Raw genomic sequence first — 23934 nt, forward strand, 5'->3', positions numbered from 1 at the left:
TCAGCCGCTTTCGCGCGGTACGAAACGGTCGGCGCGGCGCAGTTCGGGGAACCACCACGCCCATAGTCCGGTGACGATTATAGCACCGATGCCGCCGAGCACGACAGCCTCGACGGGGCCAAGCCACGCCGCGGTCAGCCCGCTTTCGAACTCGCCCAGCTCGTTCGATGCCGAGATGAACAGCATCGACACCGCCGACACGCGACCACGCATTTCATCGGGCGTATGCAGCTGGATCAGCGACGAGCGGACATAGACGCTGACCATGTCGGCCGCACCGAGCACGGCGAGCGCCGCCAGTGACAGATAGAGGTTGGTCGACAGCCCGAAAACGATGGTGGCGACGCCGAACAGCGCGACGCAGCCGAACATCTTGACGCCGACGCGGTTGGCCAGCGGCCGCCATGCCAGCACCAGCGCGGTCAGCGCTGCGCCGGCTGCGGGGGCAGCACGCAACGGCCCGAGCCCCTCGACGCCCACGTGCAGGATATCGCGCGCAAACACCGGAAGCAGCGCCGTGGCACCGCCGAGCAATACCGCGAAAAGATCGAGGCTGATCGCGCCAAGCACGATCTTGTTGCGCTGCACATAGCTCAGCCCTTCGACGGTCGAACGCCACGGGCTGAGTTCGGAACGCGGAGGCCGCGGCACTTCGCCGATCGCCATCAGGCCGATGAACGCCAGCGCGAACAATCCGGCGGCGGTGAAATAGGGCAGGTAGGCCGCGCCGGCATACAAGAACGCCCCCAGCGGCGGCCCGGCCACGGCGCCGACCTGCCAGCTGATCGAATTCCACGCGATGGCAGTGGGCAGAACCTCGCGCGGCACCAGATTGGGCGCCAGCGCCGACAGCGACGGGCTGGCAAACGCCCGGCCGACACCGAGCAGTACCGCGACGGTGAACAGCGCCACCATCGTCACGCCGCCGGTCATTGCCAGCAGACCCAAAGCCACCGCGCAGCCCAGTTCGAGCGCCACCGCAGCGCGCGCAATGAACCGCCGGTCAACGCGGTCGGCAACATGGCCGACCACCAAAGTCAGCGCGAACAGTGGCAGGAACTGCGCCAGCCCGACCATGCCGAGCAGGAACGCCGCCTCGCGCGGTGCCATCGTCTCGCGCGCCAGGTCGTAAACCTGCCAGCCGAGCACGACGACCAGCATCATGCTGCCCAGCGTCGACGCCAGCTTGGCGGTCCAGAACGCGCGGAAATTGGCGAAGGCGAAGGGGGAGGCGGGCGGCAGTTCGGAAGGGGTCGGTTTGGCCATGCGCCTGTTTTGCATGTGTGCCGCGCTGGCGCAAATGATGTGCGGCATAGAATTGATTTGTCACGCCCTAGGCCGGCTCGACACACGGGGATCCAAAAGGGTCTTGGCAATCCCTAAAAACTGCCTAATGTTTAAAACTCATAGCGGGGGCAGATATCATGAAACTTAAGGCAATTGCGGCGCTGGCACTTTTGGGTGCGGCGGGTTCGGCGCAGGCGGTAACGCATACCATCGTGTCGACGTTCGATCCGACAACCGTTACGCGCTATTTTTTCAACACCGTGATGTTGCCGAACACTCTGCTGATCGGCGTCGGCGACACGGTCGATCTGACGATCAATTTTACCGGCGGCCAGTCAGTCACCATCGACAATGCCAATGCGCTGTGGACCGGGCTTTTCGTCGGCCGCGCGCCCTATGAAACGGTGACGACGAGCGGCACGATGACGATGCAGGGCGCGTTCGGCCCGGCGATCGTCAGCCAGTCGGTGACACAGAACAATCAATATGTGCATATCGGCAGCTATTATTCGCCGGTCGCGACGGCGAGCGGTCCGATCGGCTTCAAGTCGCTGCGCCAGGTCTTCTCCGTTGATGCCGACCAGTTCGGCACGCAGCGCGACTATGTCCAGTCGTTCTTCTATTTTCAGGGCGATCTGACACCGGGCGGCGGCGGTGGCACAGTGCCCGAACCCGCCAGCTGGGCGATGATGGTCGCGGGCTTCGGCCTTGTCGGCGCGGCGCTGCGGCGGCGCGTGACACGTGTGACCGTCAACGCCTGAGCAAGCGCAGCGCCGCGTTCAGGCGGTCACTTCGATAAAGCTGTCGAGCACGCGTTTGCTGCCGGCCTTCTCGAACTCGATCTCGAGCTTGTTGCCATCGATGGCGGTGACGGCGCCGTAGCCGAATTTGCTATGGAAAACGCGGGTGCCGACCGCCACGTCCTTGCGTGCCGGCTGGGCGAAGCTGACAGCGCTGGCGCGAGCTTCAACCGGCGCGGCGCGGGCGACGTTGCGGCCGCGGCCGCCGAGCGCGCCTGAATAGGGTTCGACGGTGGCGGCGCGCTGCCAGCCGGGGCCGCGGCCGGTGCCGCGCGCGACATCGGCGAACGGGTCAGCTTGCCCAAGCGCGGCGCGCCACAGGCTCGGGCCGCCGCTCAGCGTGTCGCTCGACTTGATGGCGTCTTCGGGCAGTTCGGCGATGAAGCGCGACGGGATGCTCGACGTCCATTGGCCGTAGACGCGGCGGTTGGCGGCGTGGAGGATGGTTGCTGATTTCCGTGCGCGGGTGATGCCGACATAAGCGAGGCGGCGTTCTTCCTCGAGGCTGGCGTTGCCGCCTTCGTCGAGCGAGCGCTGCGACGGAAACACGCCTTCTTCCCAGCCGACGAGGAAGACATGGTCGAATTCGAGGCCCTTGGCGCCGTGCAGCGTCATGATCATGACCTTTTCGGTCGCCTCCGACGCCTCGTTCTCCATGACCAGCGCGACATGTTCGAGGAACGCCGTCAGGTTCTCGAAATCCTCCATCGCGCGCGTCAGTTCGAGGAGGTTGTCGACGCGGCCGGCGGCTTCTGGCGACTTGTCAATCTGCCACATCGCCAGATAGCCCGATTCTTCGAGGATGACGCGCGCCAACTCGGGGTGCGGCAGTTGGCCGAGTTGGTCGCGCCAGCGCGCGATGTCCTGCATCAGGGCGGCGAGCGCGCGGCGGGCGGCGGGTGTGAGTTCATCGCTTTGGACGATGGCGTTGGCAGCGGCGGCGAGCGGCTTGCCCTGGGCGCGGGCGAGTGCGTGCAGCCGCTGTAGCGCCTTGTCGCCAAGGCCGCGCTTGGGGGTGTTAACGATGCGTTCGAATGCCAGGCTGTCGGCGGGCGAGGCGACGATGCGCAGATAGGCGAGCGCGTCGCGGATTTCGGCGCGTTCGTAGAAGCGGAAGCCGCCGACGATACGGTACGGCAGCCCGATGGTGATAAAGCGGTCTTCGAACTCGCGCGTCTGGAACTGCGCGCGCACCAGGATGGCGCATTGGTCGAGCGCCACGCCGTCGCGCTGCAGCGCCTCGATGCGTTCACCGACGCGGCGGGCTTCTTCGGGGCCGTCCCAGACACCGATGACTTCGACCTTGTCGCCGCCGTCGCTCGCCGTCCACAGCGTCTTGCCGAGCCGGCCGCCGTTGTGCGCGATCAGCCCGCCGGCGGCGGCGAGGATGGGCGCCGTCGAGCGGTAGTTCTGTTCAAGTCGGATAATCGTTGCGCCCGGGAAGTCCTTCTCGAACCTCAAGATATTGGCGACTTCGGCGCCGCGCCACGAATAGATCGACTGGTCGTCATCGCCGACGCAGGCGATGTTGCGGCGTTGCTGCGCCAGCAGCCGCAGCCACAGATATTGGGCGACATTGGTGTCCTGATATTCATCGACCAGCACATATTTGAAGCGCTGTTGATAGCCCGCCAGCACGTCAGGATGCGCGAGGAAAATGGTCAGCATGTGCAGCAGCAGGTCGCCGAAATCGGCGGCGTTGAGTTCGGCGAGCCGGGCCTGATAGCGCGTGTAGAGCGCGATGAGCTTACCGTCGGCAAAGTCGTGGGCTTCGTGCGCCGGCACCTGCGCCGGGGTCAGCCCGCGGTTCTTGAAGCGATCGATATGCCCGGCGAGCGCCTTGGCGGGCCAGCGCTTGTCGTCGATACCGGCCTCGATGATGATCTGCTTCATCAGCCGCTGCTGGTCATCGGTGTCGAGGATGGTGAAATTGCTGTCGAGGCCCACCAGTTCGGCATGGCGCCGCAGCATCCGCGCCGCCACCGCGTGGAATGTGCCGAGGAACTGCAGGCCTTCGACCGACTGCCCCAGCAATGCCGCCATGCGGTGCTGCATCTCGCGCGCCGCCTTGTTGGTAAAAGTGACGCAGAGGATTTCGGACGGCCAAGCCAACCGCGAATGCAGGATATGCGCCAGCCGCGTCGTCAGCGCGCGCGTCTTGCCGGTACCGGCTCCCGCGAGGATCAGCACGGGGCCATCGGTGGTCAGCACCGCCTGACGCTGCGGCGCGTTGAGGCCGGACAGGTAGCGCGGCTCGCCGGTGGCGGCAGGGGCGGGAGTGGCAGTCATTGCCGGAACAAGTAAGGAACATCGCACGGGCTGCCAAGCCCTGTTTGCGAATTAGGTTGCTTCAGCCAGCGAGCGTCAGCGGCCCGATGCGCAAGATGAGCGCCGTATCGGGGTTTTCGGCGCGCGGCGGCTCGAGGTGCAGCGCCACCGGCACCGCGCGGTCGATCCCCAGCCCGGCGAGCAACGCCGCCTCGACAGGGTCTGTAGCGGCGTGCGGGATTTCCAGAAAGGCGTTGCGATGTACCGCGTCGATGACGACGCCGGTCATCAACTCCGCGGCAACCAGCGACTGCGCGACGATACCGACACGGTAGCGCAATTCCAGCTGCAGCGGCGCCAGCGCGCCACGCGGCAGATTCCGCAGCGGTTCGGAAGGTGCCGCACCAAGCAACATCACCTGAATGCGGTTGCCCGGCGTCGACGCCGCCGGCAAGGCCGCAAGCACCACCGGCGTATGCGCGAGTAGCGCCAGTGTGACCGACACGCGTGCCAGCGCCAGCCCGGCATCGGCGGTGATTTCGGCTTCAAGACACTGGCGCAGCGCAATGCCGGCCTGGGCGATAGCGATCGAACTGGACATGTCGGGCTGCCGAAGTTGTTGCTGCGGCGCGATGCTAGGTCGCGCGCCGCGGCTTGTCACCTGTGCGTTCGTCGCAATCGTCTCTTTCCACGTCGTTCAGGCAGGTCTATCATTTTGGTACAGGTTCCCGCGCGTTGGCTCACCGGTGCGGTTCGACTATTTTCGCGGCAATCCGCCGCAAGTTAGGGAGTGACCTACAATGACGCATTATCCGACCCGCCGCATGGCGCTGACGCTGGCGGTTGCCGCCGGCGTGACGATGGCGATGGGGGCACCCGCCGCCGCCAAAGTCAGCGACCAGCAGAAGCTCGTCGATGATTCGACCGCAACGCTCAAGGATTTCCTCAGCGACAAGCAGATGACGTGGCTCAACGCCAACATCGGCAAGGCGAAGGCCGTGATCATTGCGCCGTCGGTCGTCAAGGCCGGCTTCATCTTCGGTGGTTCGGGCGGGCAGGGCGTCGTGCTGGCGCGCGGCAAGGACGGCAAATGGGCCGGCCCGGCGTTCTACAAGCTCGGCACTGCCAGCGTCGGCTTCCAGGCCGGTGTTTCGGATTCGGCGATGGTCGCGCTGGTGATGAACCAGAAGGCGCTTGACAGCCTGATGGCCGGTTCGTTCAAGCTCGGCGCCGATGTCAGCGTCGCGGCCGGGCCCGTCGGTGGGGGCGCCAAGAGCAACCTGAAGGCCGATGTCATCGCCTATTCGAAGTCGAAGGGCCTGTATGGCGGCGTCAATTTCTCGGGCACCGGCATCGCCACCAACAACAACTGGAGCGAGCAGTTCTACAGCGTCAAGCCGCTGACGCCGATCGACATTCTGGTGAAGCGTTCGGTCAAGCCGGGCACAGCAGCACCGCTCGTCGCTGTGCTCGAAGGCAAGTAAGATACCTGCGCCCGTTGCCGTCAGGGCAGCGGGCGCAACAGGTGCAGCCGCGCCTTGCCGTGTTTGCGTGACACTTCGACACTGAAACCCGGCACGTCGAGCTCCTCGCGGAAGCCGGTTTCGACCGAAATTAACGCATGCGGTGCGATCCAGCCTTGCGCCTGCAGCCGCGCCAACGCCGGCGGCACCAGCCCGGCGCCATAAGGCGGATCGAGCAGCACGACGTCACAGGCTTCGCGCGCGACGCCAATGTTTTCAACCGATTGCGGCACGATGCTGCTGTCATATTCAGCTTCGAATGTCGCAACATTGGCCTTGAGCACGGCGAGCGCGACGCGTTCATTCTCGACAAAGCTGGCGTGGCGGGCGCCGCGTGACAGCGCCTCTAGCCCCAGCGCACCGGTACCAGCGTAAAAGTCACCGACATGCAGGCCTTCGAAGCTGCCGAGGCGGCTGGTCAGCATCGAGAACAACGCCTCGCGGACACGGTCGGCGGTCGGGCGAGTCGTTTCTCCCGGCGGCGAGGCCAGGGCGCGGCCGCGCCACTTTCCCGCAATGATGCGCATCAGTCGCGGGCCTTGCCGAACGATTTCTTGAGCCGCACGATGGCATCGCTGTCGATTTCGGCGACGCCGCGCACCGGCAGTTCACCAAGTTCGAACGGGCCATAGGCGACCCGGATGAGCCGCGACACCTGCAACCCGAGGAATTCGAGCACGCGGCGGATTTCGCGGTTCTTGCCTTCGGTCAGCCGCATCGAAATCCACAGATTGCGGCCGGTGCGGATTTCGATATCGGCGTCAATCGGGCCGTAGTGCATGCCGTCGATGGTGATGCCGTCGATCAGCGCGTCGAGCGTCGCCACCGAGATGTCGCCGTAAGCGCGGACGCGGTAGCGCCGCGACACCGCGTTGACCGGCAGCTCGAGCTGGCGCTTCAACGCACCGTCGGTGGTCATCAGCAACAGGCCTTCAGTGTTCATGTCGAGCCGGCCGACCGGCACCAGCCGCGGCAAGCCCGGCGGCAGCACGTCGAAGATCGTCGGTCGGCCGGCAGGGTCACGCGCCGTGGTCAGGAAGCCCGCGGGCTTGTTGAACGCGAACAGCCGCGTCGGCTCGATCGAGGCGACGGGATCGCCGTTGACGGTGACGCCGTCGAGCGATGACAGGATGAATGCCGGGCTTTCGAGCACCTTGCCGTGCACCGCGATGCGTCCTTCGGTGATCATTCGTTCGATATCGCGGCGCGAACCGACACCGGCGCGCGCCAGCAGCTTGGCGATGCGCTGCGGCTCGATGGCGCCGGCGCCGGGGGCGCGCGCTTCGGCTGCACGACGCTCGCCGCGGCCGCGACGGCCGGCGGGAATGGTTGGTTCGCCGGTCGGCACCCCGCCGCGCGGCAGCCGCACGGGGCGACCGCCGGGGATGTGCTGGCGCAGCTCGCGCACCGATGTGGCGAGCGGTTCACCGCCGTCGCGGCTGCGACGTGGGTCAGTCGCACGCACGGGCCGCGTATCGGCGCTACGAGGTGGACGCGAGTCCGCTGTGCGTGGCGGGCGCTCGTTGAACGGGGAGGGCGGACGCGCGCCGCCAGGCTTGCCGCCAGGCGGGCGATTGCCGGGGGGACGGTTGCCGGGCGGGCGACCGCCGGAGGCGCCGCCGCCACCGGGAATGCGAGGAGGTCTGGACATAATCGCCTCCGTGCGGTCTTAGCGCCAAATAGGCAAGGTTTGTTTGTTGAAGCGTTGCACACCCGCGCGTCATCGGCTAGCAGCGTGGCCGATGCCCCTGTGGTGAAATTGGTAGACGCGCTCGACTCAAAATCGAGTGCCGCAAGGCGTGCTGGTTCGAGTCCGGCCAGGGGCACCATTAATTTCTGTGTACCATAATCGATCAAGCTTGAGCCTAGCGCCGAGCTACGACGGCAATGACCGGTTCGGGGCCGGAAGCGGTCCGTCCGGTTTTGGTCGATCGTACTGGGATAGCTGCCATTGGTATTCGCCAGAACGGCATCCCGGCTATCGACCCCATTCCGGTCAACTACGAGCCGACATTCGATGCCCGAATCCGGCCGCTCGCGAGGCGACCGATCTTCGGCCGCAAGGGCGCCGATTGCGGCTCGGCAGATTAGGAGTCGAAGCTGGCCGCCGCATTTGCTGAGGGCAGTTTGTGCAGTTCGATCCAGCCGCGCGCGGCCAGCAGCCCCGCGAATTGGGTGAATAATCCGTCGAGCATATCGATGGCAGTCAGCGTGGGCGGGCTCAAGTCACTCGATGCCTGCGCATCGACGACAAGATGGCCGTTTGCACCGCGCACGACCCAACCGGCCTTGACGAGCTCGTCGACTTTGCGCCGCACGCTTTCGCGCGGAATGCCCGTCGCCGCCGCAATAGATCCAATGTTGGTCAGTCGCTCCTGACTGAGCGGCGGTATCACGTTGCCAAGCTGTTCGAACCGCGATGTTTGAAACTGCGGCTCACCAAGCATCTGTTGGCCGATCACCGCCAGAATCATGATCTTGTCGAGGTCGTTGCCAAACACCTGCCGCAGTTCGACGAGGATGCGCAGATGACCTTCGACCCACAGCCAATGCGTGCGCGCGAAGTCTTCCTTCATCAGGCTGGCAACAAGGCCGCGTAGCGTGGCGTCTGGTGGTGAGGCTGCCATCCGCCAAATGGACAGGAATTGGCGCCGGTCGTCAATCAAGCGCGCCGTTCATGCGCTGGAATGTCGCGCGCGGTGCTGCCATGATACCCAAATTGGGCATCAAGTGACTGCACCGAATTAATCGTAGCATATAGGGTCTTGCGGCGCAGTATCGCGCGGCAGTCCAGACGGCGGGGTTACCGGTGGCAGCAATGACCGCATCGTTCGGCATGTGGCGACGGCTGAGCCATGGCGTGCGCTTCATCGCGCTGCTACTGTCCATTGTTGCCACGCCGGTGGTGGCGCAGGTCGGGCCCGATCCGTGGGAGGATTTGCGCATCGAGACCGTGCGTATCGCGCTGGTCAACGCGCCCGAAGACCCCGGCGAACGCAGCGCGCTCGAAGACAGCGCGCGCAAGGCACTGGGGCTGTTTCCGGGTTCGGGTTTCCGCAACCTGCTGCTCGACTGGGGGCTGGGCCGCGTGTCGGGGTTGGCGCGCATCGCCGACGCCAAGGCCACGCTTGAACCGGGCACAATGGGCGGCGTCATTATCAACGTCACGGTCACGGTCCGTGAAGGCAAGGTCGCGACGGCTCCACCTGCGCCGGGATTCCCCTATTTCCGCCGTACTGCCGACAGCGTGCTCAAGCTCAAGGCCGTCGCGGCGACGCTGGCCTATGCCAACCACAACGCCTGGTACGCCCAGCCCGATGCGTTTCTGGGCGCCAATCCGCTCGCCGACGGTCCGTCGGGTGCCGGTTGGTCGGCGTGGGGCGAAGGCGCGTATGAAATGGGCGTGCAGGGCATCGGGCCGCTGACGCCGTCAATCTACGTCTATGGCAGTCTGTCGTACATGTTCACCGAATCGGGCGGGGCCGAGCTGTTCACCAGCCAGACGCGCAGCTATGGCGCGGTCGAAGACGCCTATGGCGGCGTGGTTTTCGGCAAGACCTGGGACGACGGCCGGCGGCTGGTGGTCAATCTGTCGGCGGGGCGGCAGCCATTCAAGATTGCCGACGGCATGCTCATCCGCATCACCGCCGGCAACGGTTTCGACCGCGCCGGCCTGCAGCTCAACCCGCGCTGGGCCGCGGACATGCTGTATCTGGCGGAGGCGCGCTACAACAACATCAAGGTCGCGGTGTTCCACTTCAATCCCGACGAACTGCCGCCGATCGATTCGCAGACACTGGTCAACGGCATCAACGTCGAAACCGGACTGGGCACCGACAAGCAGTTCGGGTTGACGTACCTGCATGTGCCGCAATCCGGCTACGGCTATTACACGCCGACGTCATCGGGGACTCGCGCCGGGCTCAACGTCTTCGACCTGCGTTTCTATTGGCAACCGACGCTGACCAGTCAGAGCGGGCCGTATTTCCGCACCGAAGTCGCGCATCAGCGCAACAACGACAATGTCTTCGAAATGCGCGCCTGGGGCGGTTATGTCGAAGCCGGCTGCACGGCGACGCGCTGGGCATGGAGCCCGACGCTGAGCTACCGGCTGTCGTATTTCAGCGGCGATGACCCGACGACACCGACCTATGAACGCTGGGACCCGCTGTTTTCGGGTGGCACCCCCGAAGAATGGGTGCAGGGCATCAATCACTACAAGATGTTCCAGGATTCGAACGTGATCGCGCAGCGGCTTCAGGCGCGGATGCGACCTGGCCCGCGCGCCGAATTCGTGCCGCAGCTGTGGTTGTTCACCGCCGACCAGACCAACAACATCGGCGGCACGCTGTCGACGCTGGCGGGCAAGCCGCTCGGCTGGGAAATCAACGGCACGTTCAAATATTTCCCGACACGCAACATCTATATCCAGTCCGGTGTCGCCGCGACCTTCCCGCTTTCGGGGGTCAGCGACGCGATTGCCGCACCGCTGTCGCCGTGGTTCAGCGCGATGGCGATGGCACGTTTCAGTTTTTGAGCAGAGGAGAAGTCTGATGGATCGTCGTTCTTTGTTGCAGGGTCTCGCGGTGGGCGCCGCAGCCATGCCCGTCGCGCAAGCCGTGGCGGCTGAAAAGGCCGCGGCGAGCGGTGCGACACCCCCGACGGCGGTGCCGGTGGCTGGTGCGACCGCGCTTGAAGTCACGCCGCTCGATCCGGCCTATTTCATCCCCGGGCGTTTCAACGGCAAAACCATCGTCATCACCGGCTTTGCCCGTGGCATGGGGCGCGGCGCCGCGATCCGCGCCGCCCGCGAAGGCGCCAATATCGTCGGCATCGACTGGCTGCCCGCTGAGGCGCGCGCCACCGCGGCCGAGATCACCGCCGCGGGCGGCAGGATCGCCTATATGGTCGGTAATGTCGCCAAGACCGAGGATTGCGACAAGCTCGTCGCACTGGCGGTGCAGAGGTTCGGCGGCGTCGACCTGGCGATCAACAATGCCGGGGTGATGGACGGCGTCTATTCGGGCGACCCGATCGACTATCCCAAGCAGAAGCCGCTGGTGTTCGCGCCTGTCGCCGAAGCCAGCGACGAATATTGGGACAATGTCTTCGCAACCAACGCCGCCGGCGTATTCAAATCGATGCGCGCCGAATTGCGCCAGATGGTGGCGCAAAAGCGCGGCGGTGCGATCGTCAATGTCGGATCGATTGCCGGGCTGACCGGGCTATCCGGCAACCCCGCCTATGTCGCCAGCAAGCATGCGGTCAACGGCCTGACGGCGAACACCGCCATCGACTATGCGCCGTACGGAATCCGCGTCAATTCGGTCAACATGGCGGCCACCGACACGCCGATGGTCGAACGCGCCGGCAAGCTGGTCGCTGCGGTCAACAAGGAGAGCGCTGGTGGCGGCACCAGCATGGGCAAGATCAAGACCGAGTCGATCCAGATGTACGCCAGCCCGACGCACCGCATGGCGACGGTGTGGGAACAGGTCGCGGTGATGCTGTTCCTGCTGTCGCCCGAATCGTCGAACCTGACCGGCGCGCAATATGCCACCGACGGGGGGTGGACGGCGTATTGAACGGCGATCCCGAAAGGTTTTGATACAGCCGATGTTCGAGCCGGATGGACCGGCAGCAATCGAGCATCGACTGTTGTGTATCTAACGACCGGAATAGCGCGCGTTGCGACCGAGGCACATTTCTGACCGGATTGGGGCCGATAGCGGAAAGGCAGCTTTAGGTCGCGCAATCGCAATTCTGGCCATTATGTGAACTCCGCGGTAGGCCATTGCTAGCCTGTGACCTGCTTGGCCCAGACTTCCTGTTCTTCGTGGAAGCTGATCTCCGCTAGAGTCGGCAGCTCGACGCGGATTGCCACATTCTTGTGGTGCGGCGTGCGCGCGATCGGGTCGCAGTCTTCGGTCATGGTGATCATGTTGAGGCGCGGGCCGATGGTGACCCGGCCTTGCGGCGTATCGTAAATCTGTCCGTAGCCGTGCGGCAACGAAGCCTGGCCGCGGTGCAGGCGGGGATCGGCGTCAACCCTGACCACCAAGCGCCCAGCCGGGGTCACGACCGCCATCCAGCCGCCGGCGACGCCGTTTGCCGCCGCCAAATCATCGGGGTGCATGTGCAGCGCGCCCGCCGGGTCGTTCTTGCGCCAGCGCGGGTCGCGGATGGCCTGATTGGCGTTGTAGTGGCGGCGTTGCCCGGCGATCAGCATGATCGGGTATGCCGGGTCGGGCTCGACAACGGCGACGTTCAGCCGCGCCAGCCAGTCGAACATTTCGGGAATGGCAAGGTGCACCTTGCCGTCGGCATGCCCGACCAGTCGCCACAGGTCTTCGTGCTTTTCATCGGTGAAGATCACGCCGGAGCGCCGGCTGACCATGGCTTCGAACAGCGCTTCGCCCAGTGCCGGGCCTTCGCCTTCGAACCCGGCGCCGATCACGGCGTCGCGGTTGACCCGGGCGCATTGGTGGGCGGCCGGCCACCACACCGCTGTCGCCGCGGCACCCGGCGGCAGCGCCTGACCCAGCGTCTCGTAAAGGATGACGGGCGCGATGTAGCGGTGATGCGGTGCTTCCTTCAGCAACTCGGCAAAAGCTGCGGAAAAAGCCGAGCGGTCCGAAACAGCCAGTTCGCGCAGATGCTCCAGTTGCGCGTCCGCGGGCATGAAGCCCATGGCGCGGATGAGCCGCGCATAGATTTCGGGCTCGGGCTGCGTGCCGGGCAACGGGTCGAACAACGGCTCGCGCAGCTGGAAGACATTGTGCGGGTATTCGAAGTTGAACAGCGTGTTTTCCCAGCGTTCGAACTGGTTGCAGGCCGGCAGGACATAGTCGGCCAGCCGCGCGGTTTCGGTCATGGCGACTTCGACGACGACGAGCAGATCGAGGCTCGAAAGCGCTTTTTCGACGGCGGTGGTGTCAGTCACCGTGTTGGCGGGGTTGCCCGAATCGACGAACATGGCGCGGACGCGTTCGGGGTGATCAGTCAGGATCGTCTTGGGCAGGTCGTTGGGCGGCGACAGCCCGGCGATGCGCGCCTGACCGGTGGCAAGGTCGGCCGAGCCTGGACGCGAGTGGCCCCACATCGGTGCGAGCCAGGTGTGGAGGCCGTTGCAGCCGGGCTTGAGGAAATTGCCGGTGACGAGGAACAGCAGCTTTTCAAGATAGGCGTTGAGCGTCGAATTGCGCGACTGTTGCACACCGACGTCGGCGCGCACTGTCATCGATGCAGCGTCGATGATCATGTTGACGGCCGACTCCGCCTGTTCGCGGCTGATGTCGGCCGCCTTGAGCCAAGCATCGACGGGCACTTTCGCAAGTTCGGTGCGCACCTCTTCCCAGCCGGTGGTGCGGGCGGCGAGAAATGCATCGTCCTGTCCGCCGCGTGCGACGATCATGGCGAGCAAGGCGCCCAGCAGGAAGGCATCGGTGCCGGGGCGCAATGCGAGGTGGAGGTCGGCAAGATCGGCAACTTCGGTGCGCCGCGGATCGATGACGATCATCTTGCGGTTCGGGTCTTTGCCGATGGCCGACATGGCGTCGCGCGCCCGCACAAAGCCGTTGGCCATCCACGGGTTGCAGCCGAGCACGATGGTGAGTTCGGCGCCATGGACATCTTCGGCGGTGTGAATGTTGTGCGCCCCGAACATGTGTCCGTTGACCCAGAAATCGCCAGTCTTCTCCTGCGAGACGGCGCTGAAATAGGGGCCGCTGCCCATCACGCCGCGCAGCGCCTGGCCGAACACGCCGCCCATCACGCTGCCTTGGCCGCCGCCGCCGTAATAGCCGAACGCCTGCGTGCCGCCGACGGCGCGCACGTCATGCAGCTTGGCCGCGATCTCGGCAATTGCCACGTCCCAGCTGATCTTTTCGAAGTCGCCGTTCTTGGTGCGGCGCAGCGGGCTGGTCAGCCGCAGCGCGCGGTCATTGGCATAATAGGGCAATCGCCCGGCCTTCTGGCAGATGTAGCCGAGCGACTTGGGGTTGTCCTTGTCGCCGCGGACGCGCTTCATCACGCCGTCTTCGATCTCGACTTCGATGCCGCAGTTCACATAGCACAGGATGCACGCCGACTTTCGGGTCACGGTTTCAGACATCGTCAATGCTCCTGCGAAGGCGGCGTTATGGCTGGCTACCAATTTTCCCGGTACGGTCGCACTTCGGCGAGGAACGACCACGCCGAACGGTCCTGATGCGCCAGATGATAGACTTCGTCGGCGATCGCGGACGGCTTGATGAAGAAGTCGTCTTCGGCGGTGGTGTAGAGCGCCCGCGCCCACGGCACGTCGATAACGGCGTCGACGATCAGATAGGCGACATGCACCCCCTTGGGACCGAGGTCGCGCGCGATCGATTCAGCCAGAATGCGTTGCGCGGCCTTTGTCGGCGCGAAGCCGGCGAACTTGGCGCGTCCGCGCTGTGCCGAAGTATTGCCGGTGACGATGATCGCGCCCCTGCCGCGTTCGACCATCAGCGGCGCGGCCCAGCGCGCGAGGTGAAGCAGCGCCATGACATTGACGTCGAAATTGAGTTGCAGCGTTTTGGGCGCCACTTCCATGAAGTCGGCAAAGGCGCCGCCGACGGCATTGTGCACGACGACTTCGGGTGCGCCGGCACGCTGCCGTATGGCCTCGAGCGCCGCGAGCAGCGCCGCGGTATCAGTCACGTCACAGGGCACGGCAAACGCGTCGGGGAGTTCGGCGGCAAGTGCATCAAGGCGCGCCACGTCACGCGCGATCATGGCGACCTGATAGCCGCCAGCAACGAAACGCCGGACCAGCGAACTACCCGTGCCGGGGCCGACCCCGGTGACGACAGCGAGCGGCTTCATGCTGCGGCTCCCATGGTGTCGCGCATGAAGTCGAGCCGGTCGTTGCCAAAGAACATCTCGGTCCCGACAAAGAATGTCGGCGAGCCGAACACGCCGCGTTCGGCGGCGGTGGCGTTTGCGGCATCGAGCAGCGCTTCGAGCACGGCGCCGTCCATCATCTCCGCCAGCCCCGCAGCGCCCGCAACGCCCGCCGCGGCCAACAGCGCGGCGATTTCGGCAGGCGACCCCAGCGGCGCAGGTTCGCCCCACATCGCGTTGAACAGCGCCGTCGCGGCTTTGCGGCGCTCGGGGCCATCGGGGATGGCTAGCGTCGCGCGCAGCAACAGACGGCCGTCAATATCGCGCATTTTGGGATTGGGGCTCATCGGCACGCCGTAGCGACGCGCCCAGCGGCCGAGATCAACCGAGGCGTAGGCGCCCTTGGCCTTGCAGGTGATGGTGGTCGGCGTGTTGCCCACCCGCTTCATCACGTCGATGACATCGAACGGGTGCAGCGTCAGGTCGATATCACCGGTCTGCGTCATCGCCAGATACGAGTAGGGACTACGATAGTCGAAATGGAATTCCACAGCTGCCACGACTCGTCTCCTCGCTGTCAGACTGGCAATTCTGTATGATGCCTATCATGCTAAATCAAGCGGGATTCCAGAGCTGACGCGGAATCCCAGCTGGCCAATGGGGCGTGTCCGATTCTGTATGACGGAGACTAGCTGTGCGCGCAGCGGCGCCTAGCGCGCCCGGGGTTCCCGAAAAAGTGCGAGCCTAGTTTTTGTGTCCGTCGTGGAGCGCCGCAAGCTCGAGAATCGATTTGCGCGTCAGCGCCAGCACCCGATCGGCCAGCGGATCATCGCCCAGAATGCGCGAAATCATCATAGCGCCGACCATCATCGACCAGGCGGATACGGCGAACTGCTCGGTATCCTGTCCGGATTCACCCAGCGCTTCGCCCATGGCGTCGAACGATTTGACCAGCTGCTGCGCCATGACAGCGCGGACTTCGGGATCGGCGCGGCTGACTTCGCCGGCGAGCGTCGGAATGGCACAGCCGCTGCTTGGATGATCGCGATGCGCGGGGCTGAGATAGCTGTTGACGATCGACTTGACCGTGATGCTGCCGTTCTTGCCGGCATACGCAGCGGACGCCTTTTCACCATCGGCCAGTGCCTGTTCAAGCGCCGCGGCAATCAGGTGCGCGCGCGATTCAAAGTGCCCGTAAAAGCCGCCGTGCGTCAGGTTGACCGACTTCATCAGGTCACCCACGCTGATGCCATCGAGGCCCGATTCACGGATTTTCGTCGCCGCCGCAGCCAGAATGCGCTCGCGGCTTTGGGCCTTTTCAGCCTTCGAATGTCCCAATTTCGGTCTCCATCTGTATCGGCATCATCCGGCAACATGACATATATCATGCTGATTTGATACTGCCAGCAGCATGCAAGCTTGACCACCTGAATGATAAACATCATACAGATGGCCAAGCTCGAATGGCGCGGTAAATGCGATCCGGCGTGCAGTTTCGGCTTGCTTGGTGGAGGAGAAGGCAGGTGGAACGGGTATCGGCGAAGGAAGTTTGTCTGGTAATCGGCGCAGGTGAAGGCGCCGGCGCCGGCATCGCCCGGGCATTTGCTGCGGAAGGCATGCCGGTGTGCATGACCCGGCGCGCCCGCAGTCTGGACCAGCTCAAAGCCCTTGCCGAGGCCATTCGCAGCACCGGCGGCGAGGCGCATGCTTTCGGCGTCGACGCACGCTCCGAGGCAGAAACGATCGAGCTGTTTGCCACCATCGAACGCGACATCGGGCCGATCAGCGTCGTGGTGTTCAACATCGGCGCCAACGTCCAGTTCGGCATCCGCGAGACGACGACGCGGGTTTTCACCAAGGTTTGGGAAATGGCCTGCTTCGCCGGATTTCTGGCCGGGCGCGAGGCGGCGCGGGTCATGGTCCCGCGCGGAAAGGGCACCATCATCTTTACCGGCGCAACCGCCAGCATCCGCGGTCGTGAAAATCTCGCGGCGTTTGCGGCTGCCAAGAACGGCCTGCGCGCCGTTGCGCAGTCGATGGCGCGCGAACTGGGGCCGCAGGGCGTGCACGTCGCGCATGTCATCTGCGACGGTGCGATCGACGGGGTGTTCACCAGGTCGCGGATTGACGATGTCACGCCGCTGCTCGACGAAGACCTCATCCTGAAGCCCGACGACATTGCCAGCAACTATGTCATGCTGCACCGGCAGCAGCGCTCGGCATGGACACATGAACTCGATCTGCGCCCGTGGCGCGAAAAATGGTGAGGAGCCCCGACATGAACAAACCCGTCATCGAATTCATCTTCGATTTTGCCAGCCCGAACGCGTATATGGCGCTGAAAGTCCTGCCGAAAATCGCCAGCCAGAACGGCGCGGAAATCAAATTGGTCCCGTGCCTGCTCGGCGGGATATTCAAGCTGACCGGCAATCAGGCGCCGTTCAATGCGTTTGCGGGCATCAAGGGCAAGCTCGAATATGAGCACCTGGAAATGCAGCGTTTTATTGAGCTGCACAAACTGCAAGCGTTCCGGATGAACCCGCATTTCCCGATCAACACGCTGGGGCTGATGCGCGGCATGGTTGCAGCGCAGCACATGGGGGTCGCGAACGAATATCTGGACATCGTGCTCGGCGGGATGTGGGAAGCTGGCGAAAAAATGGATGATCCGGCGGTGTTTCTCGCCTGCTTGAACAAGGGTGGCCTCGACGGGCAGCGCTTGATCGAGCTTGCGAACAGCCCTGACGTCAAGGCGGAGCTGGTGGCCAACACCGATGCAGCGGCCGCACGCGGCGTGTTCGGCATTCCGACCTTCTTCGTGGGTGACGAGATATTCTTCGGCAAGGAACGCATCGGCCAGATCGAGGACTTGCTGAAGCGGATGGCTGCCAGCGCCTGAATTGCTGAATTGCAATCGTCATGCAGAGGCGCGACGACCGAAGGAGAGCAATGATGTCCGACATGTCCGATGGTCGCGTCTATGCCGAACGGCACGACCACATCCTGAAGATCATTATCGACAATGTGGCGAAGAAGAACGCCTTCAGCCCCGAGATGATGGCGCAGCTTTCCGATGCGCTGACGCTGCTCGAAAATGATGATGACCTTTGGGTGGGCGTCGTGTGTGCTTCCGGCAGCGCCTTTACCGCCGGGCTCGACATGCCGAAGTTCTTTGGTCCCACCGCTACGGTGAAGCCGCATCCCGAAGGCAATATCGACCCGTTTGGGCTTGCCAACCAGTGCACCAAGCCGATCGTCACCGCGGTGCAGGGGATTTGCTTCACCATCGGCATCGAACTCATGCTATCGGGCGACATCGTTGTCGCGGCAACCGACGCGCGCTTTTGCCAGATGGAAGCCAAGCGCGGCATCGCGCCGTTGGGCGGCGCGCACTTCCGCTACATGACGCGCGCCGGCTGGGGCAACGCGATGTACCATCTGTTGCTGTGCGACGAATTCAGCGCTGTAGAGGCCTATCGTATCGGGATGGTCCAGGAGCTTGTGGCGCCCGGCGAACAGATCGACCGCGCCATGGAGCTCGCCCGCATCATCGCCGCGAACGCCCCGCTCGGCATCCGCGTGACAAAGACCGCCGGCCGCAAGTTCATCGAGGCCGGCGAGCAAGCCGCCATCGACGCGATACCGGGAATCAAGGATCAGGTGATGAACAGCGCCGATGCCGCCGAAGGCATCAAGTCGTTCGTCGAGCGCAGGTCAGCAGTGTTTCAGGGCCGGTAGCCTCGTATCGATGCGCCGGCATCGGAATGCGCGTGTGATTCAGTAAATGGATGCCGCACCATTCTGCGGTGCGGCTCCGAGATTTTTTTGACCCGCGCCTAGCGCCGGTTGCCGGCGACCAGTTCGAGCGGGGTTGCGGCCTTGCCCCAATAGGTGTCGCGGATCAGGCGCTTGTAGAGCTTGCCGGTCTGGTGGCGCGGCAGTTCGACCATGAAGTCGATGCGGCGCGGCGACTTGACGTGCGACAGGCGTTCGCGGAGCCAGGCCGAGACTTCGGCGGCGAATTCGGGGGTGGCGTCGGCCCAGTCCATCGGCTGGATGACGGCGACAACTTCCTCGCCCATTTCCTCGTGCGGGGCGCCGACGACGGCGACATCGGCGACCTTGGGGTGGCCGATGAGCAGGTTTTCGATTTCCTGCGGATAGATGTTCACGCCGCCCGAAATGATCATGAAGCTCTTGCGGTCGGTGAGGTAGAGGAAGCCGTCCTCGTCGAGCCAGCCGACATCGCCGAGCGTCGACCAGCCGTGCTTGTTGAGCGATTCAGCGGTCTTGGCTGGGTCGCCGTAGTACTCGAACTGGCCGCCGCCGGCGAAGAACACCAGGCCTTCGCTGCGCACCGGCAGTTCGTTGCCGTCCTCGTCGCAAATCTTGACTTCGACACCCATGCCCTTGCCGACCGAGCCCTTGTGCGCGAGCCATTCGGTCGAGTTGCAGACGCAGAAGCCGTTGCCTTCGGTGCCGGCATAATATTCGTTGATGATCGGGCCCCACCAGCTGATCATCGCTTCCTTGACCGGCACCGGGCAGGGCGCTGCGGCGTGGAATACTGCGGTCAGCGACGACAGGTCATATTTGTTGCGCACGTCGTCGGGCAGCTTGAGCATGCGGATGAAGTGCGTCGGCACCCATTGCGCGCTGGTCACCTTGTGGCGTTCGATGGCTGCGAGCGCCGCTTCGGCATCAAAGCCCTCCATCATAACCACGGTGCCGCCCAGCGACTGCACCGCCATCGACCAGCCGAGCGGTGCGGCATGATACAGCGGCGCCGGCGACAGATAGATGGTGTCGGCGGACCAGCCGTAAAGCGCAGTGCCGATCATCGCGAGCGTATTCGGCGCGGCGATATCGGGATCGACGACGCCGGCGCGCTTGACGCCCTTGGGCCGACCGGTGGTGCCCGACGAATAGAGCATCGCGCTGCCCGACGTCTGGTCGGCAATCGGCGTTGCCGGATAGCGGGCACGTGCCGCCTCGAAATTCTCGAAGCCGCTGGCGGTTTCGCCGAGCACATAGAGGTTGCTGGTACCCGCCTGAGCAGCGGCGGGCACGGCAATGCCGAGCAGCGCTGTCGAGGCGATGAACGCCTTGGCCTGGCAATCCTGGAGGATGTAGGCGACTTCATCGACGGTCAGCTTCGACGACAGGCAGGTGAAACGCAGCCCGGCGCGCTGTGCGGCCCATAGCAGCTCGTAATAGCGCGGGTGGTTTTCGATGAAGAAGGCGATGCCGTCGCCGGCCTGCAGCCCGATGGCGCGGAACAGTTGCGCGCCCTGGTTCGAGCGATCGTCGAGTTCGCGATAGGTCACCGTCTCGCCGCTGCCGGCCATGATCAGCGCGGCCTTGTCGGGGTTGGTCTGCGCGTGAAGGTAAGGATGCATGGCGGTTCTCCGGTCGGTCGAAGTGGGGACGTCTACGGTTGACGTAAGCGTCAAGTCTCAGCGGGCTTTATGTCGTGCAGGGGCCCCGCGTCTATACCCTCGTGACGTTGCACCCGCCGCCAACGTTCAAATGTTGCGAGCCTAGGGTTGCGCCGGTTTCATCATCGCTTCGTAGAGCGCGCGATAGACCGGCGGAATGTCCTTGGCTTTCATCGGGCCGAACGTCGCCCGCGCGGCCTTCAGCCGGGCCTGCATTTCGGCGAGCACATCGGGGTGCAACGACGCGACGCTGTAGTTTTCGCGCGCGTCGGACGCCACGTCGTAAAGCTGCGGCGAGCCCATCTTTTCGAGCGGCAGCAGCACGCTCCGGTAATATTCGGCAGCGACATATTTCCAGCGCTGGGTGCGGACGCCGACGAGATCCTCATTGTCGAAAATCAGCAGTTGATCGTGCGGGGAGGGGTCGCCCGCCGTCAGCAGCCGCCCGATATCGGCACCGTCGAGCGTCACGCCCGCGGGCAGCGGCGCACCGGCCATCGCGCAAAATGTCGGCAACAGGTCGATGCCCATGGCGATCGAGTCGACGCGCTTGTTCGCCCGCACGACGCCGGGCTGGCGCGCGATGAACGGTACGCGGTAGCCGCCGTCATAGCCGGCGCCGCCCTTGCGGTCGCGCAGGTCGCCAGCCGAACCTTCGTACCAGGGGCCGTTGTCCGAGGTGAAGATCAGCAGCGTGTCATCGGCGATGCCGAGCTTGTCGAGCTTGGCGAGCAGCCGCCCGACCAGCGCGTCGATTTCGGCGACGACATCGCCGTAGGCGCCCGCTTTGCTGGTGCCGCCGAACTTCGGGTCGGGAAAGTTGGGCAGGTGCGGCGCACTGAGCGCCAGTTCGACGAAGAATGGCCGCGCAGCGTTGACGGTGATGAAGCGTTCGGCGGTTTCGTAGAACTGCTGCTGCAGCCGCGCCTGCTCGACGGGAATGCCGAGTGGTTTCACGCCGCTGCCGTCGTCGGCGAACTGCTCGAGCGGCTGCATGTCATGGCTGTAGGGGATGCCGAAGAATGCATCGAAGCCGTGCTTGACCGGCGACCAGTCGGGGCCGGTGTGGCCGAGGTGCCATTTGCCGAACAGCCCGCTGACATAGCCTGCGGGTTTGAGCGCTGCGGCGATGGTCACCTCGCTGGTCGGCAGCACACGCGTGTCGCCCTTTGCCATGATGACCTGATAACCAAGCCCGGTGCGGATCGGGTAGCGGCCGGTCAGCATGCCGGCGCGCGACGGCGTGCAGATGTTGGCGGGGGCGTAATAGTCGGTGAGCGTCGTGCCCTCGCGCGCCAGCCGGTTGAGGTTGGGCGTGCGGATCGAGGTGCCGCCGTTGGCTTCGATGTCGCCGAAGCCGAGGTCGTCGCACAGGATGACGATGAAGTTGGGTTTCCTGCGCGGTGCTGCATAGGCAATCCCGCCCATTGCGGCGAGCGCCAGCGCCGCCGTGCTGGCGCCGAGGAACTGGCGGCGGCACAGCACGCTCATGGTTTCCAGTGCCGTGCGGCCAGCGTGACTTCGACCGGCGTGCCGAGGTCGGTCGCCGAATTGCCCAATGCGAAGCTGTAGCGGCCGGCGGCGATATTCCAGCCGTCCTTCTCCCAGCGGGCGATGGTGCGCGGGTCGAGCTTGACCTCGACCTGCTGCGCCGCGCCGGGTGCCAGCGTCAGCTTGGTGAAACCCGCCAGTCGCTGGCGCGCGCTGCCGTTGGCATTAACGAGGTAGAGCTGCGGCGTCACCGCGCCGGCGCGCGCGCCACTATTGCGGATGCTGAAGCTTGCCGTCAGCGTGTGCGGGTCGACGTGCAGCGCGCCGGTTTCAAAGCTTGTGTAGCTCAGCCCATACCCAAATGGAAACAGCGGCTTGCTGCCGTTCCTTGCGAACCAGCGGTAGCCGACGTCGGCGCCTTCGATGTTGTAGTTGGCGCTGAGCGTTTCGCCCTGCAGGGCCCGGCCGTCGAAGCGCGGCTCGAGCGTATCGCTGCCATCGAGCTTGGGGCGCGGCAGTTGGTCGAGGCTGGCGGGGAAGCTGACGGGCAGGCGGCCCGAGGGGTTGGTATCGCCGAACAGCACGCTGGCAATCGCTTCGCCGCCGCGCGCGCCGGGATACCAGGCCTCGATGACCGCAGCGGTCTTGTCGAGCCACGGCATCATCACCGGCCCGCCGGTTTCGAGCACGACGATTGTGTTGGGGTTGGCGGCGGTGACTGCGGCAATCAGCGCGTCCTGGCCGTACGGCAGCGACAGGTCGGGCACGTCCATGCCCTCGCCGGTCCACTGCGTTGCGAAGATGATGGCAATGTCCGACTTGCGCGCGATGGTGACCGCGTCAGTGATGTAGTTGCCGTTGCGGTAGCGGATCTGCGCGTTCGGCGCGTGCGCACGGATCGCCTTGAGCGGCACCGAGCGGTGATAGAACTGCCCCATGAACGGTGCGAACGGCCCGTCGCCGCCGATCGGCACGTTGATCGCCGGGCCGCCCATACCCTGCACCTGCGACGAGCCGCCGCCCGACAGCACGCCGCTGTCGGCATAGCCACCGATGACGGCGATCGATTTGGCGCTGGCAGCGAGCGGCAGCGCATTCTTGTTGTTGCGCAGCAGCACGATGGCTTCCTTTGCCACCGCCTCGGCGAGGACCGCGTTGGCGGCGAGGTCGATGGGCTTGATGACGGGCGGGTTGGTGTCAATGCCGACCGCGTACATCGAGCGCAGGATGCGGCGGTTCATGTCGGCGACGCGAGTCGTATAGGCCGGGTCGCTGGCTGCCTTGGCAGCGAGCGGCGCACCGAAGAACGGCGCCTTGTCGAGCTGCGCGCCCATTTGCTGGTCGAGCCCGGCGAGCGCGCTTTCGACGCCGTCGACCGAGCCCCAGTCGGACATCACCCAGCCCTTGTAGTGCCAGTCGCGCTTCAACACGCCGTTGAGCAGCCAGTCATTGGCGCTGGCCTGGGCGCCGTTGACCTTGTTGTACGAGCTCATCACCGCGCCGGGCTGGCCGCGTTCGATGGCGATTTCGAACGCCAGCAGGTCGCTTTCACGTGCGGCGGCTTCGTCGATGATGACGTCGACGAAATGCCGCCCGGTTTCCTGGCCGTTGAGCGCGAAATGCTTGACCGTTGAAATGACGTGCTGCGACTGGATGCCCGCCACCGCAGCGCCGCCGAGCAGCCCCGAATGTAGCGGGTCTTCGCCAAGATATTCGAAGTTGCGGCCGTTGCGCGGGTCGCGCACCAGATTGATGCCGCCTGCGAGCAGGACGTTGAAGCCCTTGGCATGGGCTTCGCCGGCGATCATTGCGCCGGCGGCTTCGAGCAGCGGCGGGTTCCATGTCGCGCCCATCGCCATGCCAGATGGCAGCGCCGTCGCGCCGTCCTTTCGCGCGCCGCCGACATAGGAGACGCCAAGGCTGGCATCGGTCTGCGTCAGCGCCGGCACCCCGAGCCGGGGGATGCCCGCCACATAGCCCGCGCCGAGGATGGCTTCCTTGGGCAGCGGGTCGCCAAACATCGGCAGCGCCATGATGCCGATGGTCAACGTCGTGCGCTCGTCGGCATGCATGGCTTTTTCGGTGGTCGCAGCGCGGTCGTCGGGGGACGGTGCGGCCTGCGCCGATGCCGCAGCAAGCGCAGTGCCGGCGAGCGCAATCAGGTGGTGCCCGATCTTGGGCGGGTTTGCTTCCGGCATGTCAGTCTCCCCATCGACGATGTGCGATCTTTGTCGCGACTTCGGTCAGTGGTTAGGCGGCAGC

Annotated in this window: 21 protein-coding genes and 1 tRNA gene; 9 read left to right on the forward strand and 13 right to left on the reverse strand. The window is 64.9% G+C overall.

Annotation, left to right across the window (positions count from 1 at the left end; all coding sequences use genetic code 11):
* On the reverse strand, nt 1-1266 hold the full coding sequence (locus tag EUV02_RS04545; RefSeq protein ID WP_135244999.1) for an MFS transporter: 1266 nt from the start codon (nt 1264-1266) through the stop codon (nt 1-3).
* 158 nt (nt 1267-1424) lie between these two features.
* On the opposite strand from EUV02_RS04545, the gene EUV02_RS15885 reads away from it, so the two are divergent.
* Nucleotides 1425-2048 (forward strand): PEPxxWA-CTERM sorting domain-containing protein, encoded by a 624-nt coding sequence (locus tag EUV02_RS15885; protein ID WP_243445758.1) that lies wholly within the window; start codon nt 1425-1427, stop codon nt 2046-2048.
* Nucleotides 2049-2066: 18 nt separating this feature from the next.
* Here the strand turns inward: EUV02_RS15885 and EUV02_RS04555 are convergent, their stop codons facing one another.
* On the reverse strand, nt 2067-4376 hold the full coding sequence (locus EUV02_RS04555; protein ID WP_135245000.1) for an ATP-dependent helicase: 2310 nt from the start codon (nt 4374-4376) through the stop codon (nt 2067-2069).
* A 61-nt stretch (nt 4377-4437) separates the two neighbouring features.
* On the reverse strand, nt 4438-4956 hold the full coding sequence (locus EUV02_RS04560) for a hypothetical protein (RefSeq protein WP_135245001.1): 519 nt from the start codon (nt 4954-4956) through the stop codon (nt 4438-4440).
* Nucleotides 4957-5155: 199 nt separating this feature from the next.
* On the opposite strand from EUV02_RS04560, the gene EUV02_RS04565 reads away from it, so the two are divergent.
* The gene (locus EUV02_RS04565) at nt 5156-5839 is read left to right on the forward strand and encodes a lipid-binding SYLF domain-containing protein (RefSeq protein ID WP_135245002.1); all 684 of its coding nucleotides are present in this window, start codon (nt 5156-5158) and stop codon (nt 5837-5839) included.
* A gap of 20 nt (nt 5840-5859) precedes the next feature.
* Here EUV02_RS04565 and rsmD read toward each other — a convergent pair whose 3' ends face one another.
* Nucleotides 5860-6405 (reverse strand): 16S rRNA (guanine(966)-N(2))-methyltransferase RsmD, encoded by a 546-nt coding sequence (rsmD, locus tag EUV02_RS04570; RefSeq protein ID WP_243445759.1) that lies wholly within the window; start codon nt 6403-6405, stop codon nt 5860-5862.
* Nucleotides 6405-7343, reverse strand: coding sequence for a pseudouridine synthase (locus EUV02_RS04575; protein ID WP_243445760.1), 939 nt, complete (start codon nt 7341-7343; stop codon nt 6405-6407). The genes rsmD and EUV02_RS04575 overlap by 1 nt, the downstream gene beginning before the upstream one ends.
* Before the next feature lie 279 nt (nt 7344-7622).
* Between EUV02_RS04575 and EUV02_RS04580 the strand changes: the two genes are divergently transcribed.
* Together EUV02_RS04580 and EUV02_RS04585 are read left to right on the forward strand one after the other, a co-directional pair.
* Nucleotides 7623-7707, forward strand: a tRNA-Leu gene (locus tag EUV02_RS04580).
* Nucleotides 7708-7801: 94 nt separating this feature from the next.
* Nucleotides 7802-7969, forward strand: coding sequence for a hypothetical protein (locus EUV02_RS04585; RefSeq protein ID WP_166430498.1), 168 nt, complete (start codon nt 7802-7804; stop codon nt 7967-7969).
* On the opposite strand, the gene EUV02_RS04590 is transcribed toward EUV02_RS04585, so the two are convergent.
* Nucleotides 7966-8544 carry an Rrf2 family transcriptional regulator gene (locus tag EUV02_RS04590; RefSeq protein WP_166430499.1) on the reverse strand — a complete coding sequence of 193 codons (579 nt, stop codon included), beginning with the start codon at nt 8542-8544 and terminating at the stop codon, nt 7966-7968. The genes EUV02_RS04585 and EUV02_RS04590 overlap by 4 nt on opposite strands.
* Nucleotides 8545-8696: 152 nt before the next feature.
* On the opposite strand from EUV02_RS04590, the gene EUV02_RS04595 reads away from it, so the two are divergent.
* The gene (locus tag EUV02_RS04595) at nt 8697-10415 is read left to right on the forward strand and encodes an alginate export family protein (RefSeq protein WP_207790107.1); all 1719 of its coding nucleotides are present in this window, start codon (nt 8697-8699) and stop codon (nt 10413-10415) included.
* 16 nt (nt 10416-10431) lie between these two features.
* Nucleotides 10432-11463, forward strand: a complete 1032-nt coding sequence (locus tag EUV02_RS04600) for an SDR family NAD(P)-dependent oxidoreductase (RefSeq protein WP_135245007.1) — start codon at nt 10432-10434, stop codon at nt 11461-11463.
* A gap of 212 nt (nt 11464-11675) precedes the next feature.
* On the opposite strand, the gene EUV02_RS04605 is transcribed toward EUV02_RS04600, so the two are convergent.
* The 4 genes from EUV02_RS04605 to EUV02_RS04620 form a co-directional block, all read right to left on the reverse strand.
* Nucleotides 11676-13991 (reverse strand): molybdopterin-dependent oxidoreductase, encoded by a 2316-nt coding sequence (locus EUV02_RS04605; protein ID WP_135245008.1) that lies wholly within the window; start codon nt 13989-13991, stop codon nt 11676-11678.
* A gap of 35 nt (nt 13992-14026) precedes the next feature.
* On the reverse strand, nt 14027-14725 hold the full coding sequence (locus EUV02_RS04610; protein ID WP_135245009.1) for an SDR family NAD(P)-dependent oxidoreductase: 699 nt from the start codon (nt 14723-14725) through the stop codon (nt 14027-14029).
* Nucleotides 14722-15303, reverse strand: a complete 582-nt coding sequence (locus tag EUV02_RS04615) for a 2-hydroxychromene-2-carboxylate isomerase (RefSeq protein WP_207790108.1) — start codon at nt 15301-15303, stop codon at nt 14722-14724. Before EUV02_RS04615 ends, EUV02_RS04610 begins: the two co-directional genes overlap by 4 nt.
* A gap of 184 nt (nt 15304-15487) precedes the next feature.
* Nucleotides 15488-16081, reverse strand: coding sequence for a TetR/AcrR family transcriptional regulator (locus EUV02_RS04620; protein WP_135245010.1), 594 nt, complete (start codon nt 16079-16081; stop codon nt 15488-15490).
* A gap of 185 nt (nt 16082-16266) precedes the next feature.
* Here EUV02_RS04620 and EUV02_RS04625 point away from each other — a divergent pair, with 185 nt between their 5' ends.
* Genes EUV02_RS04625 through EUV02_RS04635 form a run of 3 tightly spaced genes read left to right on the forward strand, consistent with a single transcriptional unit; the run spans nt 16267 to nt 18481 of the window.
* The gene (locus EUV02_RS04625; protein WP_243445761.1) at nt 16267-17010 is read left to right on the forward strand and encodes an SDR family NAD(P)-dependent oxidoreductase; all 744 of its coding nucleotides are present in this window, start codon (nt 16267-16269) and stop codon (nt 17008-17010) included.
* A gap of 11 nt (nt 17011-17021) precedes the next feature.
* On the forward strand, nt 17022-17642 hold the full coding sequence (locus EUV02_RS04630) for a 2-hydroxychromene-2-carboxylate isomerase (protein WP_135245012.1): 621 nt from the start codon (nt 17022-17024) through the stop codon (nt 17640-17642).
* Nucleotides 17643-17695: 53 nt separating this feature from the next.
* Complete coding sequence (locus EUV02_RS04635) at nt 17696-18481, forward strand: crotonase/enoyl-CoA hydratase family protein (RefSeq protein WP_135245013.1); 786 nt, start codon at nt 17696-17698, stop codon at nt 18479-18481.
* Between the two features lie 98 nt (nt 18482-18579).
* On the opposite strand, the gene EUV02_RS04640 is transcribed toward EUV02_RS04635, so the two are convergent.
* From EUV02_RS04640 to EUV02_RS04650, 3 genes are all read right to left on the reverse strand, one after another.
* Complete coding sequence (locus EUV02_RS04640; RefSeq protein ID WP_135245014.1) at nt 18580-20142, reverse strand: acyl-CoA synthetase; 1563 nt, start codon at nt 20140-20142, stop codon at nt 18580-18582.
* A 141-nt stretch (nt 20143-20283) separates the two neighbouring features.
* Entirely contained in the window at nt 20284-21672 is a 1389-nt protein-coding gene (locus EUV02_RS04645; protein ID WP_135245015.1) for a sulfatase family protein, read from the reverse strand.
* Nucleotides 21669-23870: a beta-glucosidase gene (locus EUV02_RS04650; protein WP_135245016.1), complete on the reverse strand. Its 2202-nt coding sequence runs from the start codon at nt 23868-23870 to the stop codon at nt 21669-21671. The genes EUV02_RS04645 and EUV02_RS04650 overlap by 4 nt, the downstream gene beginning before the upstream one ends.
* Nucleotides 23871-23934 lie beyond the last annotated feature (64 nt).

It is taken from the genome of Glacieibacterium arshaanense (assembly GCF_004681125.1).
Taxonomy (GTDB): Bacteria; Pseudomonadota; Alphaproteobacteria; order Sphingomonadales; family Sphingomonadaceae; genus Polymorphobacter_A; species Polymorphobacter_A arshaanense.

What these genes read in the sequence shown, in the direction of transcription:
- EUV02_RS04545 (WP_135244999.1), bottom strand. Translation starts at nt 1,266, where the DNA reads ATGGCCAAACCGACCCCTTCCGAACTGCCGCCCGCCTCCCCCTTCGCC.
- EUV02_RS15885 (WP_243445758.1), top strand. Translation starts at nt 1,425, where the DNA reads ATGAAACTTAAGGCAATTGCGGCGCTGGCACTTTTGGGTGCGGCGGGT.
- EUV02_RS04555 (WP_135245000.1), bottom strand. Translation starts at nt 4,376, where the DNA reads ATGACTGCCACTCCCGCCCCTGCCGCCACCGGCGAGCCGCGCTACCTG.
- EUV02_RS04560 (WP_135245001.1), bottom strand. Translation starts at nt 4,956, where the DNA reads ATGTCCAGTTCGATCGCTATCGCCCAGGCCGGCATTGCGCTGCGCCAG.
- EUV02_RS04565 (WP_135245002.1), top strand. Translation starts at nt 5,156, where the DNA reads ATGACGCATTATCCGACCCGCCGCATGGCGCTGACGCTGGCGGTTGCC.
- rsmD (WP_243445759.1), bottom strand. Translation starts at nt 6,405, where the DNA reads ATGCGCATCATTGCGGGAAAGTGGCGCGGCCGCGCCCTGGCCTCGCCG.
- EUV02_RS04595 (WP_207790107.1), top strand. Translation starts at nt 8,697, where the DNA reads ATGACCGCATCGTTCGGCATGTGGCGACGGCTGAGCCATGGCGTGCGC.
- EUV02_RS04600 (WP_135245007.1), top strand. Translation starts at nt 10,432, where the DNA reads ATGGATCGTCGTTCTTTGTTGCAGGGTCTCGCGGTGGGCGCCGCAGCC.
- EUV02_RS04605 (WP_135245008.1), bottom strand. Translation starts at nt 13,991, where the DNA reads ATGTCTGAAACCGTGACCCGAAAGTCGGCGTGCATCCTGTGCTATGTG.
- EUV02_RS04610 (WP_135245009.1), bottom strand. Translation starts at nt 14,725, where the DNA reads ATGAAGCCGCTCGCTGTCGTCACCGGGGTCGGCCCCGGCACGGGTAGT.
- EUV02_RS04630 (WP_135245012.1), top strand. Translation starts at nt 17,022, where the DNA reads ATGAACAAACCCGTCATCGAATTCATCTTCGATTTTGCCAGCCCGAAC.
- EUV02_RS04635 (WP_135245013.1), top strand. Translation starts at nt 17,696, where the DNA reads ATGTCCGACATGTCCGATGGTCGCGTCTATGCCGAACGGCACGACCAC.
- EUV02_RS04640 (WP_135245014.1), bottom strand. Translation starts at nt 20,142, where the DNA reads ATGCATCCTTACCTTCACGCGCAGACCAACCCCGACAAGGCCGCGCTG.
- EUV02_RS04645 (WP_135245015.1), bottom strand. Translation starts at nt 21,672, where the DNA reads ATGAGCGTGCTGTGCCGCCGCCAGTTCCTCGGCGCCAGCACGGCGGCG.
- EUV02_RS04650 (WP_135245016.1), bottom strand. Translation starts at nt 23,870, where the DNA reads ATGCCGGAAGCAAACCCGCCCAAGATCGGGCACCACCTGATTGCGCTC.